This is a genomic window from Mesorhizobium sp. M4A.F.Ca.ET.020.02.1.1 (genome assembly GCF_004022645.1).
GTDB lineage: Bacteria > Pseudomonadota > Alphaproteobacteria > Rhizobiales > Rhizobiaceae > Mesorhizobium.
Window position 1 is genome coordinate 1 of sequence record NZ_RZOI01000059.1, and the last position, 16,258, is coordinate 16,258.

The following is a 16,258-nucleotide window of genomic DNA, read 5'->3' on the forward strand; positions in this document are numbered from 1 at the left end:
GATGTTGGCGGCAATGACAAGGCTCGCTTTGCCATGCAGGCGAGTGAACCCGTCGGCGAACATCAGCGCATAGATGAAGCCGGCGCAAGCGCCGGTCAGGTCGATCGCGCCGGCGCGACCTAGTCCCAGCCGATGTGCGACCAGGGGCGCGCTTGGCGGCAGAAGATGATCGGGTGTGGAGGTAGCGAGCAACAGCAGGCCGATGTCGCCGCGGTCGATACCGGCATTGGTCAGCGCCATGTCGCCGGCGTGCGCGGCAAGGGCCGACAGCGTGTCTTCGTCCGCTGCCCAGAAGCGCGACCGTATCCCGGTGCGCCGCTCGATCCAGCCGGGTTCAAGCCCGAGACGATCTTCGATTTCCGGATTCTCCACCTTGCGCGCGGGCGCATGATGGCCAAGCCCGAGAATGCGCGATGATCGGCTCATGGCTTTGAGCCGAAGCGTTCGCCGGCCTCCTCGATGGCGTCATAGAGCCCATCCAACTCGTTGCCGGTAATGCAATAGGGCGGCAGAAGGTACAGGACATTGCCGAGCGGGCGCACGAGCAGGCCGCGCTCAAGAAAAAAAGCGCGCAGTTTTGGCCCGATCTCGGCCAGATAACCGGCTGAGCCGGTGCGTAGGTCGAGTGCCGCGATGGTGCCGGTTGTCCGGCAATCGGTGAAGCGAGGGTTGTCGCGAAAGCGTCGAAGCCCGGCGGCCTGTCGCTCGCTCAAGGCCGCGATCCGATCGGCCACCGGCTCGTCGTGCCAGATCTCGACATTGGCAAGTGCCGCCGCGCATGCAATCGGATTGGCGGTGTAGGAGCTCGAATGGAAAAACGTCTTCTTGCGATCCTCGGAATAGTGAGCCTGGAAGATGGCATCGGTGGCGATCGTGGCGGCCAGCGGGATGGTACCACCGGTCAGACCTTTCGAGGTGCACAGGATGTCCGGCGAGACGGACGCCTGTTCGCAGGCGAACATGGTTCCGGTGCGCCCCCAGCCGGTCATCACTTCATCGGCGATCAGCAGCGTGCCGGCGGCCTCAGTGATCCTCTTCAATTCGGTCAGAACCCAGGCCGGATACATGAGCATGCCGCCGGCGCCGAGCACGAGCGGCTCGACGATCAGCGCGGCGGCGCGCCGGTCGCGGGAGAGTGCCTCGAACCGATCCAGCGTTTCCTGCTCGCGCCCGGCGGCCGGGAAGGGGATGGTGTCGACCTCGAACAGCAAGGGCTCGTAGGCGGCGTTGAACACGCCACGGGCGCCGACGCTCATCGCCCCGATCGTGTCACCATGATAGCTGTGCTCCATGACGACGATGCGCGAACGCGGCGCGCCGATGTTGCGGAAATAGCCGAGCGCCATCTTCAGCGCGACTTCGATTGAGGTCGAGCCACTGTCGGAATAGAACACCCGGTCAAGGCCGGCGGGTGCGAGGCCGACAAGCGCCTCGGCCAGGCGCTCGGCCGGCTCGTGGGTAAAGCCCGCGAAGATGATCTGGTCGAGGTTCGACGCGGTCGTCTCGATGGCCTTCATGATGCGGGGGTGGCGGTGGCCATGAGTGACGACCCACCAGGAAGAAATCGCATCCAGGATGCGGGAGCCGTCGGCCTTGTGGAGATAGGCGCCTTCAGTCAGCACGATTTCAGGGATCGAGGGCTCTAGCGCGTGCTGCGTGAACGGATGCCAGACTCGAGACTGCGCCATCAGTCGCCTCCGGCAATCATGGCCAGGTCGAAGCCGGAAATCATTGCATCTCTCAACGTTTCACCCGTCAGCGGACCGAGGTGCGGCAGCCTGCCGAGCTGCGGCACGCCGCCGAATTCCACGATTGTCCTTTGCGTATCGGCCACCTCTTCGCCCATGAAGGCAATGCCGATGAGCGGGATGGAGCGGGCTCTCAGGGCCTCGATCGACAACAGCGTATGATTGATGGTGCCGAGCGCGGTGCGGGCGCACAGTATTACCGGCAGCCGCCATTGTTCGAATATGTCAATGAACCTTGTCTGTCGATTGAGCGGCACCATCAGCCCGCCGGCGCCTTCGATGACGAGCGGTGTCGGCAGGACCGGAAATGAAAGATCGTCGGCCTCGATCGCGACGCCGTCGATTTCGGCTGATCGATGCGGCGACAGCGGCATCGTCAGTCGATAGACTTCGGGCAGCACGCGTCCGTCGGGCAAGCCGGAAAGCCGGGCGACGACCTCGCTGTCAGTCTCCTCGTCGAGGCCCGATTGCACCGGCTTCCAGTAGAAGCCGTCGAGCAGCCCGGCAAGTCCGGCCGAAAATACTGTCTTGCCAATTCCGGTGTCTGTTCCGGTGACGACGATGCGTTTGGTCATGCTGTGGCCAACACCTCAACGAGAGCCTCGACCATGGCGGAAATGTCGGTCTCGTCGACGTTGAGCGTCAGCGAAATGCGCAGGCGCGATGTGCCCTCGGGCACCGTCGGCGGACGTATGCCGCGTATGTCGAAGCCGCGTGCCTGCAGGGCCGCCGCCACCGCCATGGTGCGCCCAACGTCGCCGATGACAAATGGCTGGATCTGCGAGCCGCTGGGTACGACGCCGCAGCGCTCGGCCAATTGGCGGCCGGCGCAGGCAACGCGTTCCTGCAGCTGAGCGCGGCGCATGGGCTCGTCGGACAGAATAGTCAGCGCTTCGCGCGCCGCGACCGCCATCAGCGGCGAGGGCGCGGTGGCGTAGATGAACGGCCGGCACCGGTTGACGAGATAATCGCACAGTGTCCTCGGCCCGGTGACGAGTGCACCGGATGCGCCGAGCGCCTTGCCGCATGAGTGGAGCGTGACGATGTTGTCGCGGCCTTGGCACGCGGCGGCCAGTCCCCGGCCGTCCGGTCCCCAGATGCCGGTGGCATGCGCTTCATCGACGACGATGAATGCCTGGTGCCGATCGGCCATCGCGACCAGGCTCTCCATCGGCGCGCGGTCGCCATCCATGCTGTAAAGGCTTTCGACGGCGATCCACACGCGCCCCGTGCCGCCTTCGGCGCGCCAGCGGGTGATTGCGTCCTCGACAGCGTCGACGTCGTTGTGCGCGGCCAGCTTGAACTCGGCGCGCCCGGCCTGCGCGCCCTCATGCATGCTGGCATGGGCGAGTTCGTCGAGGACCAGCAGGTCGCCTTTCTGCGGCAGCGCGGTCAACAGGGCGAAGTTGGCGATGTAGCCGCTGCCAAAGAACAGCGCACGGTCGGCGCCGAAGAATGCCGCGGCGTCCGCCTCCAGTTGCTCATGTTCCGGTGCGTTGCCGCGCAACAGCCGCGACCCGGTGGCGCCAACCGGCGTGCCCCGCGCAATCGCCGCCGCAACCGCTTCGCCAAGTCTTTTGGAGGCGGCAAGTCCGAGATAGTCGTTCGACGAGAAGTCGAGACCGGCGCGCGGTGCGAGCGTCCGCAACCGGTCCTTGCGCGCCAGTCCGCGCAAGGATGCGTCATAGCGGGCAAGAATTGCCTCGTTCATTGCGTGGCGAGTTCCATCGGCTCGATGCCGAGACGCTGGAACAGAAGGCTATCCTTGTCCTCGCCGGGATTGTCCGCCGTCAGCAGCGTGTCGCCGACAAAGATCGAGTTAGCGCCGGCAAAGAAGCACAACGCCTGCGTTTCGTCGCTCATCGCCGTCCTGCCGGCGGACAGCCTTACACAGGATTTCGGCATCATCACCCGCGCGAGCGCAACGATGCGGACGAAATCGATCGGATCGATGGCGTCGGCCGCGGCAAGCGGCGTGCCTTCGATGGGAATAAGCATGTTGATCGGCACGCTTTCCGGCGGCTCGGGCAGGTTCGCGAGCGTGACCAGCATGTCGATGCGATCGGTCTTTTCTTCCCCCATCCCGACGATGCCGCCGCAGCAGACTTTCATCCCAACCGCGCGCACGTGCCCAAGCGTTTCCAGCCGGTCGGCAAAAGTCCTGGTTGAAATAACCTCGCCATAGTAGCGCTCAGAGGTATCGATGTTGTGGTTATAGTAGTCGAGACCGGCCTGCTTCAGGCGAGCAGCTTGCTCAAGATCGAGCATGCCGAGCGTCATGCAGGTCTCCATGCCGAGCGCCTTGACGCCCTCGATCATGGCGACCACAACGTCCATGTCGCGCTCCTTGGGACTTCGCCACGCTGCGCCCATGCAATAGCGCGTTGCGCCGCCATCACGCGCCTTGGCCGCTTCGTCGATGACATGCTTGACGTTCATCAGCTTCGACGCCTTCACCCCGGTTTCGTAATGCGCAGACTGGCTGCAATAGCCGCAATCTTCGGGGCAGCCGCCGGTCTTGATGCTAAGGAGCCGCGACAGCTGCACTCGGTTTCGATCGAAGTTCTGGCGGTGGATCGTCTGAGCTAGGAACAGCAGATCGTTGAATGGCATGCCGTAGATGGCCTCAGCCTCTTTGCGGTTCCATCGCGGAGGCGTTCCATCGACCGATTGCATGGTCTGGTTCACGTCGAACTCCGAGTTCATTCCAACCGTCATCGTCAAACCTTTGTTGCTAGTCCGGTACGCCTTCAGGAGTCTGTCGACCGGCAAGCTCGGTCCGACTTGGCTTTGGAGCGCACTCGCTAAAAGGCGAGCTGCGGCACGTCTTTCCACCGCCTTCCTACGCCTGCCGAGCTGATGTTGCTCCTCATGCCGTAATCCTCAGTTCAAATGCTTGCAGATGTTCTGGTGGTCCGGCATGTCCAGGCCGATGTCGAGGATCGGGGCGCTGTGCGTCAGCCATCCCATGGAGATGAGATCGACACCGGTCGCCGCAATCGCCGCCGCCGTTTTCGGCGTCACCCGACCGGAAGCCTCGGTGATCGTACGGCCACCCACTATAGAAACCGCGCGGGCAAGATCCTCGACCGACATATTGTCGAGCAGCACCGCGTCAACACCAATCGCGAGCGCTGCATCGAGCTGCTTCAGCGTGTCGACCTCAACCTCGACCTTCACCATATGCCCTGCGGCGGCGCGCGCCCGCTCTATTGCTGTGCGGATATCGCCGGCGATCGCGATGTGATTGTCCTTTATGAGCACGCCGTCATCGAGGCCGAAGCGGTGATTGGCACCGCCGCCGACGCGCACGGCGTATTTTTCCAATACCCGCAGGCCGGGCGTCGTCTTTCGCGTCGATACGATCCTCGCCTTGTGACCGCGCACGGCCTCAACCATCGCCGCTGTGGCAGTGGCAATGCCGCTCAGCCGGCATAAGAAATTGAGGGCAGTGCGTTCGGCCGTGAGCAGGCCTCGCGCGGGTCCGGACAATCTTGCAATGGTTTCCCCGGCCCCGACATCGCTGCCATCAGGGCGCCAGATCTGGATGTTGATCGCCGGTTCCACGAGCAGGAAGGCGTACGAGACCAGATCGAGCCCGGCAACGACGCCCGCCTGCCTCGATCTGAGCACCAACGTGGCAGTGCAATCATGCGGGATAACCGCATCGCTGGTCAGGTCGCCGCATCTGCCCAGGTCTTCGAGGAGCGCACCGCGCACAATCGGTTCGATCAGGGTCGCGGGGAGGGGGGAGAATGAAATCACATCAGGTGCTCCGTATGGTAGCCCGGCAATCGAGTGCGGCCGCGGCCCGCATTGCGCTGTGCAGTGTCAGCCGTGATGGGCGCGCGTCGGCATCGTGGAGCGGGAAATCGGACCGACAGTGCGCGCCTCGACTCTCTTCCCGCCCCAGGGCCGCCACGGCGATCATCAGTGAGACCAAAGCCGGACCAGAGGCAGCGACATTGTCAGCTGCGATCGGCAGCAGGGTCGCCACCGCTTCGCGCATTGCCTCGCCGTCGCGGATGATACCCAGGGCGGCGGAGACAATTGGGCGGACCGCGGAAGCGTCTGGTCGTGGAGGGACGAATGTGGAGCATCTGCGCGGTCGCCGGGTATACGACGTGCCGGCAACGCTTTCGGCAACCCAGCTCGCGGTGACCGCCGCTTCGGTGAGCGAGTTGCTGGCCAGGCGGTTGGCGCCGTGCAGGCCGGTACAGGCGACCTCACCGCAGGCCCACAATCCCTCGATGGAGCTGCGGCCGGCGCTGTCTACGGCGACGCCGCCCATGTGATAATGTGCCGCCGGGCGCACCGGGATCGGGTCGGTCGCGGGGTCGACCCCTGCGCTCCGGCACAATTCGGCGATGCCTGGAAAACGCTTGCCAAATCTCGGGCCGAGACTTTGCCGTGCATCCAGGAATACGCGGCGTCCAACGGCAAGCTGGTGCCAAATGGCGCGCGCTACGACGTCGCGAGGCGCAAGTTCACCGCCAGGTGTGTCAGCGAGGAAGCGCTCTCCTCGCTCATCGATGAGCACCGCGCCTTCGCCACGCACGGCTTCGCTCACCAGCGGCATCGGCCGGCGCGGACCGTCGAGCGCAGTTGGATGGAACTGTATGAATTCCAAGTCGGCGAGTTCCGCCCCCGCCCATGCGGCGAGCGCCAGCCCGTGACCCCATGAGCCAGCGGGGTTTGTCGTGTCGCAAAACAGCCCGCCGACGCCGCCGGTCGCCAGCACCGCGCGACGCGTGGGCAGAGCGAGCGCGCCGGCTCGTCCTGCGGCGACCACGGCGATGACCGACCCGTCCTGCACGACCAGCCGGCGGACCTCCACATTTTCGATAGTGGTGATCGAGGCTGTACGCCGAACCGCGGCGATGAGCACGCGCACCAACTCGCGACCGGTGGCGTCGCCGGCTGCATGCACAATCCGCCGTCGCGAGTGTGCCGCCTCGAGCCCAAGTCGCAACGCGCGGTCAGGGTGCTGGTCGAAGGCGACGCCGAACCTTTGGATCGTCCTAATCGCTTCGGGTGCAGCTCGGACCACTCGCCGCACCGTGGCCTCGTCGCAGAGTCCGTCGCCGGCAGCTATCGTGTCGCAAAGGTGAAAATCCGGGCCGTCGTCGCCGCCGAGACTTGCCGCAAGACCGCCCTGGGCAAGCTCACTGCAGGCTCCGGTTCCAAGCGGCGCGTTGGTCAAAAGCACGACCGGTTCCGGCGCCAGATGAAGCGCCGTCATCAGGCCGGCAATGCCGCCACCGATGACGACCGGCGCCCCGGCGATGTCGCGAACCTCCAGGCTCATAGGGAAAGCATGCGCTCGACCGCGCGGCGGGCGGGGCCGGCAATTTCGGGATCAATCCGGACCTCATGCCGGTTCTGCTCGAGCGCGGCGCGAATGTTGGCCAGGTTGATGCGCTTCATGTGCGGGCACAGGTTGCATGGGCGAACGAACTCGACGTCGGGATGCGCGACCGCGACGTTGTCGCTCATCGAACATTCGGTCAGAAGGACGACACGCGTCGGTTTCTCCCGCTCGACATAATCCGACATCGCTGCGGTCGAGCCGGAGAACTCCGCCTCCGCGACAACGTCTGGTGGGCATTCTGGATGGGCCAGCACGATGACGCCTGGATGGGCATCGCGCAGTTCCCGAATGTCTGCTGCGGTGAAGCGCTCATGCACCTCGCAATGGCCTTTCCAGGCGATGATCTCGACGTCTGTATCGGCTGCCACGTTCCTCGCCAGATATTCGTCCGGCAGCATCAGCACACGCGCCACGCCAAGCGATTCCACCACCGCCTTCGCGTTGCCGGACGTGCAGCAGATGTCGGACTCCGCTTTTACGGCGGCCGAAGTGTTGACGTAAGTAACAACGGGGACCCCCGGATACCGCAGCCGCATTAGCCGCACGTCGTCTGCCGTGATCGATTCGGCCAGCGAGCAGCCGGCGCTGAGATCCGGGATGAGCACGGTCTTGTTCGGATTGAGCAGTTTTGCCGTCTCGGCCATGAAATGAACGCCGGCAACCACGATGATGTCGGCGTCGACCGTCACCGCCTTGTGGGCCAACGCCAGGCTGTCGCCGACGATGTCTGCCACGCAATGAAAAATTTCGGGCGTCTGGTAATTGTGCGCCAGCACCACCGCATTGCGCTCACGCTTCAGCGCTAAGATGGCTTCAATATCGCCGGCGAACGCGAGCCATTCAACGGGAGGGATCACCCGCCGGACACGCTCATACAGGGACGCAGCCATAGGTAACGCCCCAGCCATTGGCGCCTCGATTATATTCGGTTTGACAATAAGGGAATATGTCTACCTTGACTATAAGTATGTCAAGCCCGCGCCAGCGGTAATTTTGTCCCGGCGATAGCCCTGTCGTCGAGAACGGCATGGCGGAAGCGATAAAGCTTCGCCGGTCGGCCGCCCGTGTCGAGGGAGGTCTCCCCAGTCTCCTCAACAAGATCCTGCTGCTCGACCAGTCTCCGGAAGTTGGGCTTGTTGATGAGCCTGCCAGCCAGAGCTTCCACGGTTCGCTGCAGTTGCAGCAGCGTGAAGGAAGGCCGCATAAGCTCGAACACGACCGGCCGGTATTTGATCTTCGAACGCAGCCGCGCAATCCCGGTTGCCAGAATACGACGGTGGTCAGCGACCATTGGTTTGCCAGCCGCGGCCGCAATCGCGTCCCTGCCGCCACCGGCCTCTTCAATCAGAGCAGCTTCATAGAGCAACTCGTAGCGTTGGAGCGTGAGTTCCTCGTTCCAATGGCGGTCGTCGAAGCCGAAGGCTATCGCAGCGCGCTGCCGGCGCTCGCGTTGAGTGGTCGGCTCGCTGGCGCCGCCGGCCCACTCAATCAGGCGGGGCCGCAATCTATCGAGCAGCACAGGCGGCGTGCCGAAGCGGTGGTCCTCCCAGGGAAAATATTCGTACCAACTTTGCCAGCCGCACGCGGCCGAGTTCGTTGCCTGTTCCTTCCTGGTCAATGCGAGATAGCTGATTGAGATGACGCGCTGGTGGCGCTCAGTGCCGATGCGATCGCGATCGGCGAAGGTGTAGAGTTGCTCGATGTATCCCAGTGCATGGCCGGTCTGCTGCTCCACCCACCCCCTCAAACCCGACTGCAGCGATCGATGCTCAAGCGCAAAAGGTCCAGAAGGGAGGGTGTCCGCATGACCGACGGTGAGGACACAGGGCTCACTGTCGTTTACGGCGACCACGACGGCAGTCAGGTCCACTTTGGCTTCGTCAGCTTTGACGGCGGCTTTGCCTTTCTTGGTTCTTCTTGTCTGAGGATCCATGTTTGCGAAAGTGGGTTGGCCCAACGGAGCGCCTTAATCGATTGAATGTAACCTTGGCAGCCAGCACGTCAACACCGTACTACTCAAGCACTGTTTTTAGCTCTTCGCAGTCGCACAAAAATATGCCAAACGCGACACCCGCTGTTGGTAACGTAAGGGAAGGGGGCGTCGGTTGAGCGCGGCTGGTGAGATAAAAGGGATTAACCCTCCAGATATTCGATTGCGAAAAGGCCAAACGCCACTTGTATGCTTGACGGCCTACACCACGCCGGTCGCGAGGCTACTCGATCGCCACTGCGACATCGTTCTTGTCGGCGACAGCGTCGGCATGGTGGGCACGGCCTGTCGTCGACGCTGGGCGTCACGCTCGACATGATGATCATGCACGGACAGGCCGTTCGCCGCGGCCTTGAACACGCGCTGATGGTCGTCGACCTGCCCTTCGGTTCCTACGAGGAAAGCCCAGAGCACGCTTTCGGCAACGCTGCGCGCGTGATGGGTGAGACCGGTTGTTCAGCGGTGAAGCTCGAGGGCGGCGAGACCATCGCGGAAACCATCCGCTTCCTTACCGCGCGCGGCGTACCTGTCATGGCCCATGTGGGGCTGACGCCGCAGGCGGTAAACACGTTCGGAGGCTATCGTGTGCAGGGCCGGGGAGCCGATGCAGAGCGGATCAGGCGCGACGCCAGGGCGGTAACCGAGGCGGGCGCCTTCTCCTTGGTGCTCGAAAAGATACCGGAGCAGCTTGCACGGCAGATAACCGCCGATATCGACATACCCACCATCGGCATCGGTGCCTCGCCAGCTTGCGACGGCCAGATTCTGGTGAGCGACGATATGCTCGGGCTCTTCACCTCATTTCGGCCGAAGTTCGTCAAACGCTATGCCGAGCTCGGTGAGCAGGCTGAGGCGGCAATCGCCGCTTACGCCACCGATGTGCGGAACCGGCACTTTCCGGCGGTCGAACATCTCTATGTCAACGCCTTGAAGGCCGGAGACTTCACATGAGCGTGCCGATCGCTCGAACTGTGAGCGAGCTGCGCGCCGTCGTTGCGCAATGGCGTCGCTCGGGTGCCACGATCGGTATTGTGCCGACCATGGGAGCCTTGCACGACGGGCATCTGAGCCTTGTGCGGAAGGCGCTTGAAAGGGCCGAGCGGGTGATCGTGACGCTGTTCGTAAACCCCAAGCAGTTCAACAGCCCCGCCGACCTGATTGCCTATCCTCGGACGGAAAGCGAAGATGCTGCCAAGCTCGCGCCGCTGGGCACGCATCTGCTCTATGTGCCGGACGCAGAGGAAATGTACCCGGCGGGCTTCGCCACGGTCGTTTCAGTGTCCGGCATCAGCGAATGCCTGTGCGGCGCATTCCGGCCCGGCCATTTCAATGGCGTGGCGACGGTCGTGGCCAAGCTCTTCCTGCAGGCCGGCGCTGACTTCGCCTTTTTTGGCGAAAAGGATTTTCAGCAACTTCAGCTTGTCAGGCGCTTGGTCCGGGACCTCGACATTCCGATCACTATTGTGCCCTGTCCGACAGTCCGCGAAGCCGATGGTCTTGCGCTATCGTCGCGTAACGTGCGGCTCTCCCCAGCCCAACGCGCCATTGCCCCAAAACTAGCATCGGTCCTGCTCGATACGGCCGAGCGGCTTGCACGCGGCTCTCCCATCCTGCCTACGCTTGATGAAGCGCGTGCAACAATTCTGGCTGCCGGCTATCGCGAGCTCGAATACCTGGAGCTTCGCGGAGAAACAGACCTGCAATCGTTAGCAAGCCTTGACCGACCGGCACGCTTGCTTGCTGCGGCTTGGCTTGGCGACACGCGGCTCATCGATAACGTCGCAATATCACCCATCGGTAGTTGGTCAGGTGCGCGGAGCTCTCTCCAATCGGAAGCAGCACAGCAATTGCGGTGATGACGGCGGCGCGTCGTACGCCCTGCAGGGACAGGCCATCATTTAGAACCACGTCTCCGCCCGGCTTCCAGCAACCTCCGCGAGGTAGGCAAAGCGCAGATGCATCGCGTATTTGAAACCTTGGTCGAGCAACTCTCTGCAAGCGTCGATGCCGTCGATCTCCATGAGGCAATGGCGTCCGCCGCAGCCGGGTTCGACTTTCCGTTCTTCGCTTATTTCACCTACCCATCCGCTTCCGGCGACACGCCGCGATTGATCTCGAATTATCCATCATCATGGACATCACATTACCTGCAACTGCGCTACCACAGCGTGGATCCCGTGATCCTGCGGGGACTGCGAGGCTGGGATACCTTCGACTGGGGTGTGGACCGCGATCACCGTTATTTGCCGACCTCGCAGCAGGAAGTCCTGGAAAAAGCAGCTGAGTTCGGCATTCGCGGCGGACTGACCATGTCGATGCATGATCATCGCGGCCGGTTCGCCGCACTGACCTTCGCCTCCAACGAGGCGCATCCGCCACTTTTGAGGTCGCTGACGCGCTACGAAAAAGCAATGCAGTTGGTTGCGATCAACGTTCATATCCATGCCCGGCGCAGGCTCGCCGAAGATTGCGTGGTAGATGGCATAACGCTCACCCCGCGGGAGTTCGAGTGCCTGAAATGGGCGGCGTGCGGCAAGTCGGCCTGGGATATCAGCCAGATTCTCGGTGTCTCGAAACGCACCGTGACCTTCCATCAGGAAAACGCCAAGGCGAAGCTTGGCGTGCGAACCATCAACCAGGCCATAGTGCGGATGGCTGCTCGGGCGAGATCCTGATCCTCTCCAAGGCTAGCTGTAAAGGTCTACAGGCTGCATTCATGACGGCTTTGCCCTTCGATTGCGTGGACACATCCCGCACGGAGACGACAATGATGCAGCTGATAACACCCGACTGCTACGCCGAGTTCGCGAGCGAACTCAGGGAAATGCACGGGCTTAGGTATCGGGTTTTCAAGAAGCGGCTCGATTGGGAAGTGCAGACCGAAGGCGAAATGGAAACGGACCCGTTTGACAGCCTGAACCCCGTCTACCTACTTCTCAAGGGGTCCGATTGGCGAACTTGCGGCTGCGTCCGCCTTTTGCCGACCACCGGACCGACTATGTTGCGCGATACGTTTCCGGCGCTGCTGGATGAGATGGTGGTCCCTGCGAGTGCCGATATCTGGGAGAGTAGTCGTTTCGCGCTCGATCTCCCTGCGACAGCGCCGAAGGCTGCTGGCGGCCTGGCACAAGCAACCTACGAGCTCTTCGCGGGCATCATCGAATTCGGCTTGGCCAACAATCTCTCCGGGATCGTAACGGTGACAGATACGCGCATCGAAAGGATCCTTCGTCTCGCGACCTGGCCGTTGTCACGTATCGGACAGCCCCAGCAGGTCGGCAACACCGAGGCAGTCGCCGGCTTCCTCGAGATTTCCTACGCCAGTCTCTTGCGCATCCGCTGGAGGGGACGCCTGAACGGGCCGGTGTTGTGGCAACCAGTTCTCGTCCAATCGGCATAGCGCCTGCGGATGGTCAGCCGTGACCTGGGTTAAGTCTGCTCACGGCCGCCACCGCCCGCCGTCAAGCTGAGCGGACCCGGCCCCACGAGCATTCGACTGTTCCGGTCGATCGACTCGCGCGGCCGGACTTCGGATTTCCGTAGGCGCAACCCGCAGTCCAGCGTGAGCACGCCAAAGTGGCGCCCGTCCGCTTGGAAAGAAGCCAATGTGGCTTCTGAGATCGCCTTGGAATATTGGACCGGCCGCCGTGAGCGATCCCAACCTCAAACCTTTGCCGGTATGCCGGTTTGGCCGGACCGTCGGCCAGTCGGAGCAGTCCCCCGATAAGGACCCGAGCTGACGCGCGATCCAACAGCGCCCAAGCCTATGCTATGTGCATTACCGTTCGGTTGGCCATATCGTCCAAGACCGCATGAAGAAGCCTTCCAACCTCCTGCGCAGCGAACTCTGGCGCAATTCCTACATCGGACAATTGAATGAGCATTTTCTTGGCAGCACAGCGCCAGAACGCACTCGCCGCCTCGCCGTTCTTGGTCTCGAGGGCCTGGGCGATACTTTCGACCAATGTGCGTCGCCGATGCAGCGGAAATACGCAAATGTTTGAGTCATGCATCAATCACCTCACAGTTTCAGTTCCACAAAGAAAACACCGGCGTCTTCAAAAGCGCCGCTTAGCGCGGTGACGGTTCGCGGCGACATGACGAGTTCCACTTCCCCTCGACAAGCCATTGGGCGATGAGCCGCCGGACCGCACATCCGGACCGCACATAAGGTGAACCACCATTGCTGATCCGGCTGCGTTTCCTGTGCCGTTCCGCGACGAGGCGTTCCAGCCCGAATTGACGTCCAATGACTTGATTTCTGAAAGGGCAGGGCGGCACGAATCACCCGACTGTTCCGCCGCTTACATTCCTGCGAGCTTGTGTATGAATGATTAAAGCGTGCCCGAGCCGTTCTTGGTGGCCGCAGAAGGGAATCATGTCATCCGCGCCTATCGTAAGGCCGCGCGACTTCTAGCATGGCTGCACTGCCCCGACAGGGCTTTGCAATCGCGCGTTTCGAAGCCTATGCTTGGCATCGGCCGTCAGTTACTTCGGATGCAGCCGACAGTAAGAGGTACGCGCTCTTGCCCGCATGAGAGAGAGCCTTGCCCGAATCCCTTTTTCGCAACCGGGTGCTGAAATCCCTTTCGCCGGAGGACTTCGCGCTGTTGCGACCATCGCTGCATCGCGTCGAACTGGACATCAAGGCTCAGTTGGAGATCGCGCATCAGCCGATCAGGAATGGATATTTTCCCGAGAGGGGCATCGCCTCGGTGGTCGCCACCATGACCGGCGGACGGCAATGTGAAGTCGGCATTATCGGATATGACGGGATGACAGGAATTGCCCTCATTCTCGGACAGGACAGCTCTTCCAACGAGACCTATATCCAGGTCGCAGGCAATGGCTGGCGCCTGCCGGTTGAAATCATTCGTCCTGCGGTTGCGGAAAGCCCGTCGCTGCGCACGTCAGTGCTGGACTATGCCCACGCGTTCCTTGTCCAGTCGTCCCGGACGGCACTGGTCAATGGCCACTCCAAAATCGAGGAACGGCTGGCCCGCTGGTTGCTGATGATCCATGACCGCTCTGACGGAGACAAGATCTACCTGACGCATGAATTTCTGGCGACCATGCTCGGCGCCCGCCGTCCCGGGGTCACCACGGCCCTGCAAATGCTTGAATATCGAGGACTTGTCCGTGCCAAGCGCGGCGAGGTCACGATTATCGACCGCGTCGGATTGATGGAACTCACGCATGGCGCTTACGGCGAGGAGGAGCAACGTTATTTCGGCCTGGCCACCGCTGCCTGATTGTCCGGTATCGGACATAGGCTTGAAGGCTGCCGAACTCCCGTCCTAGATCGTGTCAGTCAGAGTTTCAGGGAGGCGGGTGAAAAAGCCGCCGAAGCCTATGTTCTGTCCAGAGGCAAGGCCCGGTTCCTCTCCACCGCCCAGGCGATCCGCGCCATTCGAACGCTTATGCCGGCGTGCAAAGCGACCGATCGCGAGTTGAGGAATTGGTGGCGGCGACGTCCATCGTTCACGGTGTGCCCGTCGCCTTCGACGCAAAAACAGCCGAGGGAGTAGAACCACGGCTGCATTCCTAGGAGGGCATGCCGCGCCGTCCAGACTGTCAGATCGGGCATTCGTCAGATGGTTGTCCGCTAACTTAACTGGCAGAGTCTACAGGACGTGTCCAGCATTGCGAACTCACCGATCGCTTGGCGGCCAAAGCTGCCGGCAAGCGATCGCCTCATCCAGCCGTCTGCACCATCTCATCACAGACATCATCGGTGATGCTACCTGCCCAGCATATGTCCAGCATTTCGCAGGGCGGCCAGAAGGAGCCTCGCATAGCCTGTGACATCGATCTGGGCCTGCATGGACAGGGGCATGCTGGTCCAGTTCTCCAATGGTGCAATGAAAGGTGAGAAGGTGCCATTGACAAGGCAACAGCAGCTAACAAGGCCCTCTCGGTCCAATGCCACCACACCGATCTTGTCGCCTGGATATCCAATGGCTGCGACTCGCTGGACCTCCAGGTCACCGTCAACCCGCACGTCGAAAAGAAGGCTACCACGGCTCCTCGTGGCTATCTCAGCCGCCTTCTCATCAAAGCTTGAAGAGAGCAAGCGGACGCTTTCCACCGCCATCTGGAAAATCACCAAATCCAGTTCATTCACGGCCATATGGGCAATTGCGCGCAATGGGTGGTGATTGCAATGACACACACTGCTTGTTCACAGATGTCGGTCACGAACGATCATTCGTCGGGTTCCGGTTCCGACCAACGGTGTGGCCACCTGATCGTGCTGCGGTTCGAACATTCCTAACGCGAGCCGAGCGCTGTTGATGAGGATGGAGTCTAGGTCTCGGGCCCTGCCTCGCGGCTTGCTCATCCTTGGCAGACCCCTTGCAACGCCGCCGCGATGGCGCAAACGCCAGATGACGCTGATCCATCGCTTAATCGTGAACTGAGCTTCTGAACACCCTTGGTGGGACAGCAGGGTGGAAGGGCTTGACCAACGCTGCCGCCGTTTTCGAAGAGGGCCCGTCCTCGATTGAATCTTTGGAGCCCCGTGCGGCGCGCAGGAAAATGTTGACCATCTGGACGCAGGTCCCAGACCCCAAGGCAAACAGGGAACCTTCCAGCCAGCCAAGCTGCGCCGAAGCAAAGAGCGACCTTTGGAATTCCCAAGAACGGACCCTTCCATAGTTGACTGGCAACCGCAGCGCGAGTGCGGGAGAGCGAACAAGCACTGCGTGAGAGGTCCTGCGCGTTTTCCCCTCTTTGCTATTTGGCACATCGCTTGCGCCGAAGTGGGCGCAGCGTTCGACCGGAGCACTGCATGGGAGAAGGAGGAGCCCCACCCCGATCCGGTCAAGGAGAGAAACGGTGTTGGTTCCACAAGTCCCCATAGCGATCGCAGCGCCCCGCAAGCGCCATTTTGCCCGGGCCTACGTGCAGATGCTTGCCGCCATAATCCTGGGTGCTGCAATCGGCTATTTCCATTTGGAGACCGGCCAGAGCCTGAAGCCGCTCGGCGATGCCTTCGTCGATGTCGTCAAGATAATCACCGTACCTGTCATCTTCCTGACAATTGCGACCGGCATTGCCGGCATGAGCGATCTGCAGAAGGTCGGCCGAGTTGCCGCCAAGGCGATGGTTTATTTCCTCACCTTCTCGACGCTTGCACTCGTTGTCGGA

Annotated in this window: 15 protein-coding genes and 2 pseudogenes; 6 read left to right on the plus strand and 11 right to left on the minus strand. The window is 62.0% G+C overall.

Translation table 11 applies throughout. The annotated features are described in order from the left end of the window. The 9 genes and pseudogenes from EN742_RS06755 to EN742_RS06795 all read right to left on the minus strand — a co-directional run. Positions 1-426: pseudogene (locus EN742_RS06755) on the minus strand (3-oxoacyl-ACP synthase); the annotation flags it as partial. Continuing rightward, the gene (locus EN742_RS06760) at positions 423-1,688 is read right to left on the minus strand and encodes an adenosylmethionine--8-amino-7-oxononanoate transaminase (RefSeq protein WP_091595819.1); all 1,266 of its coding nucleotides are present in this window, start codon (positions 1,686-1,688) and stop codon (positions 423-425) included. The pseudogene EN742_RS06755 and the gene EN742_RS06760, both read right to left, overlap by 4 nt. Further along, a complete protein-coding gene (gene bioD, locus EN742_RS06765; RefSeq protein WP_029354884.1) occupies positions 1,688-2,323 on the minus strand; it encodes a dethiobiotin synthase in 636 nt (211 codons plus the stop codon). Before bioD ends, EN742_RS06760 begins: the two co-directional genes overlap by 1 nt. Further along, a complete protein-coding gene (locus EN742_RS06770; protein ID WP_091595817.1) occupies positions 2,320-3,459 on the minus strand; it encodes an 8-amino-7-oxononanoate synthase in 1,140 nt (379 codons plus the stop codon). Before EN742_RS06770 ends, bioD begins: the two co-directional genes overlap by 4 nt. Next, on the minus strand, positions 3,456-4,424 hold the full coding sequence (gene bioB, locus EN742_RS06775) for a biotin synthase BioB (protein WP_236370746.1): 969 nt from the start codon (positions 4,422-4,424) through the stop codon (positions 3,456-3,458). Before bioB ends, EN742_RS06770 begins: the two co-directional genes overlap by 4 nt. A 207-nt stretch (positions 4,425-4,631) precedes the next feature. Next, a complete protein-coding gene (gene nadC, locus EN742_RS06780) occupies positions 4,632-5,510 on the minus strand; it encodes a carboxylating nicotinate-nucleotide diphosphorylase (RefSeq protein ID WP_091595900.1) in 879 nt (292 codons plus the stop codon). A 4-nt stretch (positions 5,511-5,514) separates the two neighbouring features. Further along, positions 5,515-7,056: an L-aspartate oxidase gene (locus EN742_RS06785; RefSeq protein ID WP_029354892.1), complete on the minus strand. Its 1,542-nt coding sequence runs from the start codon at positions 7,054-7,056 to the stop codon at positions 5,515-5,517. Further along, a complete protein-coding gene (gene nadA / locus EN742_RS06790) occupies positions 7,053-8,027 on the minus strand; it encodes a quinolinate synthase NadA (protein ID WP_029354894.1) in 975 nt (324 codons plus the stop codon). Before nadA ends, EN742_RS06785 begins: the two co-directional genes overlap by 4 nt. Before the next feature lie 62 nt (positions 8,028-8,089). Then, on the minus strand, positions 8,090-9,052 hold the full coding sequence (locus tag EN742_RS06795; RefSeq protein WP_091595813.1) for a hypothetical protein: 963 nt from the start codon (positions 9,050-9,052) through the stop codon (positions 8,090-8,092). Between the two features lie 172 nt (positions 9,053-9,224). On the opposite strand from EN742_RS06795, the pseudogene panB reads away from it, so the two are divergent. The 4 genes and pseudogenes from panB to EN742_RS06815 all read left to right on the plus strand — a co-directional run bounded on the left by panB (position 9,225) and on the right by EN742_RS06815 (position 12,509). Next, a pseudogene (panB, locus tag EN742_RS06800) lies at positions 9,225-10,060 on the plus strand (3-methyl-2-oxobutanoate hydroxymethyltransferase). Beyond that, complete coding sequence (panC, locus tag EN742_RS06805; RefSeq protein ID WP_091595811.1) at positions 10,057-10,965, plus strand: pantoate--beta-alanine ligase; 909 nt, start codon at positions 10,057-10,059, stop codon at positions 10,963-10,965. The pseudogene panB and the gene panC overlap by 4 nt, the downstream one beginning before the upstream one ends. Positions 10,966-11,064: 99 nt before the next feature. Further along, positions 11,065-11,784, plus strand: a complete 720-nt coding sequence (locus EN742_RS06810) for a LuxR family transcriptional regulator (protein WP_029354898.1) — start codon at positions 11,065-11,067, stop codon at positions 11,782-11,784. Positions 11,785-11,876: 92 nt separating this feature from the next. After that, the gene (locus EN742_RS06815; protein WP_029354900.1) at positions 11,877-12,509 is read left to right on the plus strand and encodes an acyl-homoserine-lactone synthase; all 633 of its coding nucleotides are present in this window, start codon (positions 11,877-11,879) and stop codon (positions 12,507-12,509) included. A gap of 364 nt (positions 12,510-12,873) precedes the next feature. On the opposite strand, the gene EN742_RS39200 is transcribed toward EN742_RS06815, so the two are convergent. After that, a complete protein-coding gene (locus EN742_RS39200) occupies positions 12,874-13,122 on the minus strand; it encodes a DUF6074 family protein (protein WP_029354901.1) in 249 nt (82 codons plus the stop codon). A gap of 534 nt (positions 13,123-13,656) precedes the next feature. Here EN742_RS39200 and EN742_RS06825 point away from each other — a divergent pair. Next, the gene (locus EN742_RS06825; RefSeq protein WP_029354903.1) at positions 13,657-14,361 is read left to right on the plus strand and encodes a Crp/Fnr family transcriptional regulator; all 705 of its coding nucleotides are present in this window, start codon (positions 13,657-13,659) and stop codon (positions 14,359-14,361) included. A 488-nt stretch (positions 14,362-14,849) separates the two neighbouring features. Here EN742_RS06825 and EN742_RS06835 read toward each other — a convergent pair whose 3' ends face one another. Beyond that, positions 14,850-15,239, minus strand: a complete 390-nt coding sequence (locus EN742_RS06835) for a hypothetical protein (protein WP_029354905.1) — start codon at positions 15,237-15,239, stop codon at positions 14,850-14,852. Between the two features lie 710 nt (positions 15,240-15,949). Here EN742_RS06835 and EN742_RS06840 point away from each other — a divergent pair. Next, the coding region (locus tag EN742_RS06840; RefSeq protein ID WP_245492262.1) for a cation:dicarboxylase symporter family transporter at positions 15,950-16,258 on the plus strand (309 nt) is incomplete at its 3' end.

What these genes read in the sequence shown, in the direction of transcription:
- EN742_RS06760 (WP_091595819.1), bottom strand. Translation starts at nt 1,688, where the DNA reads ATGGCGCAGTCTCGAGTCTGGCATCCGTTCACGCAGCACGCGCTAGAG.
- bioD (WP_029354884.1), bottom strand. Translation starts at nt 2,323, where the DNA reads ATGACCAAACGCATCGTCGTCACCGGAACAGACACCGGAATTGGCAAG.
- EN742_RS06770 (WP_091595817.1), bottom strand. Translation starts at nt 3,459, where the DNA reads ATGAACGAGGCAATTCTTGCCCGCTATGACGCATCCTTGCGCGGACTG.
- bioB (WP_236370746.1), bottom strand. Translation starts at nt 4,424, where the DNA reads ATGCAATCGGTCGATGGAACGCCTCCGCGATGGAACCGCAAAGAGGCT.
- EN742_RS06785 (WP_029354892.1), bottom strand. Translation starts at nt 7,056, where the DNA reads ATGAGCCTGGAGGTTCGCGACATCGCCGGGGCGCCGGTCGTCATCGGT.
- nadA (WP_029354894.1), bottom strand. Translation starts at nt 8,027, where the DNA reads ATGGCTGGGGCGTTACCTATGGCTGCGTCCCTGTATGAGCGTGTCCGG.
- EN742_RS06795 (WP_091595813.1), bottom strand. Translation starts at nt 9,052, where the DNA reads ATGGATCCTCAGACAAGAAGAACCAAGAAAGGCAAAGCCGCCGTCAAA.
- panC (WP_091595811.1), top strand. Translation starts at nt 10,057, where the DNA reads ATGAGCGTGCCGATCGCTCGAACTGTGAGCGAGCTGCGCGCCGTCGTT.
- EN742_RS06810 (WP_029354898.1), top strand. Translation starts at nt 11,065, where the DNA reads ATGCATCGCGTATTTGAAACCTTGGTCGAGCAACTCTCTGCAAGCGTC.
- EN742_RS06815 (WP_029354900.1), top strand. Translation starts at nt 11,877, where the DNA reads ATGATGCAGCTGATAACACCCGACTGCTACGCCGAGTTCGCGAGCGAA.
- EN742_RS39200 (WP_029354901.1), bottom strand. Translation starts at nt 13,122, where the DNA reads ATGCATGACTCAAACATTTGCGTATTTCCGCTGCATCGGCGACGCACA.
- EN742_RS06835 (WP_029354905.1), bottom strand. Translation starts at nt 15,239, where the DNA reads ATGGCCGTGAATGAACTGGATTTGGTGATTTTCCAGATGGCGGTGGAA.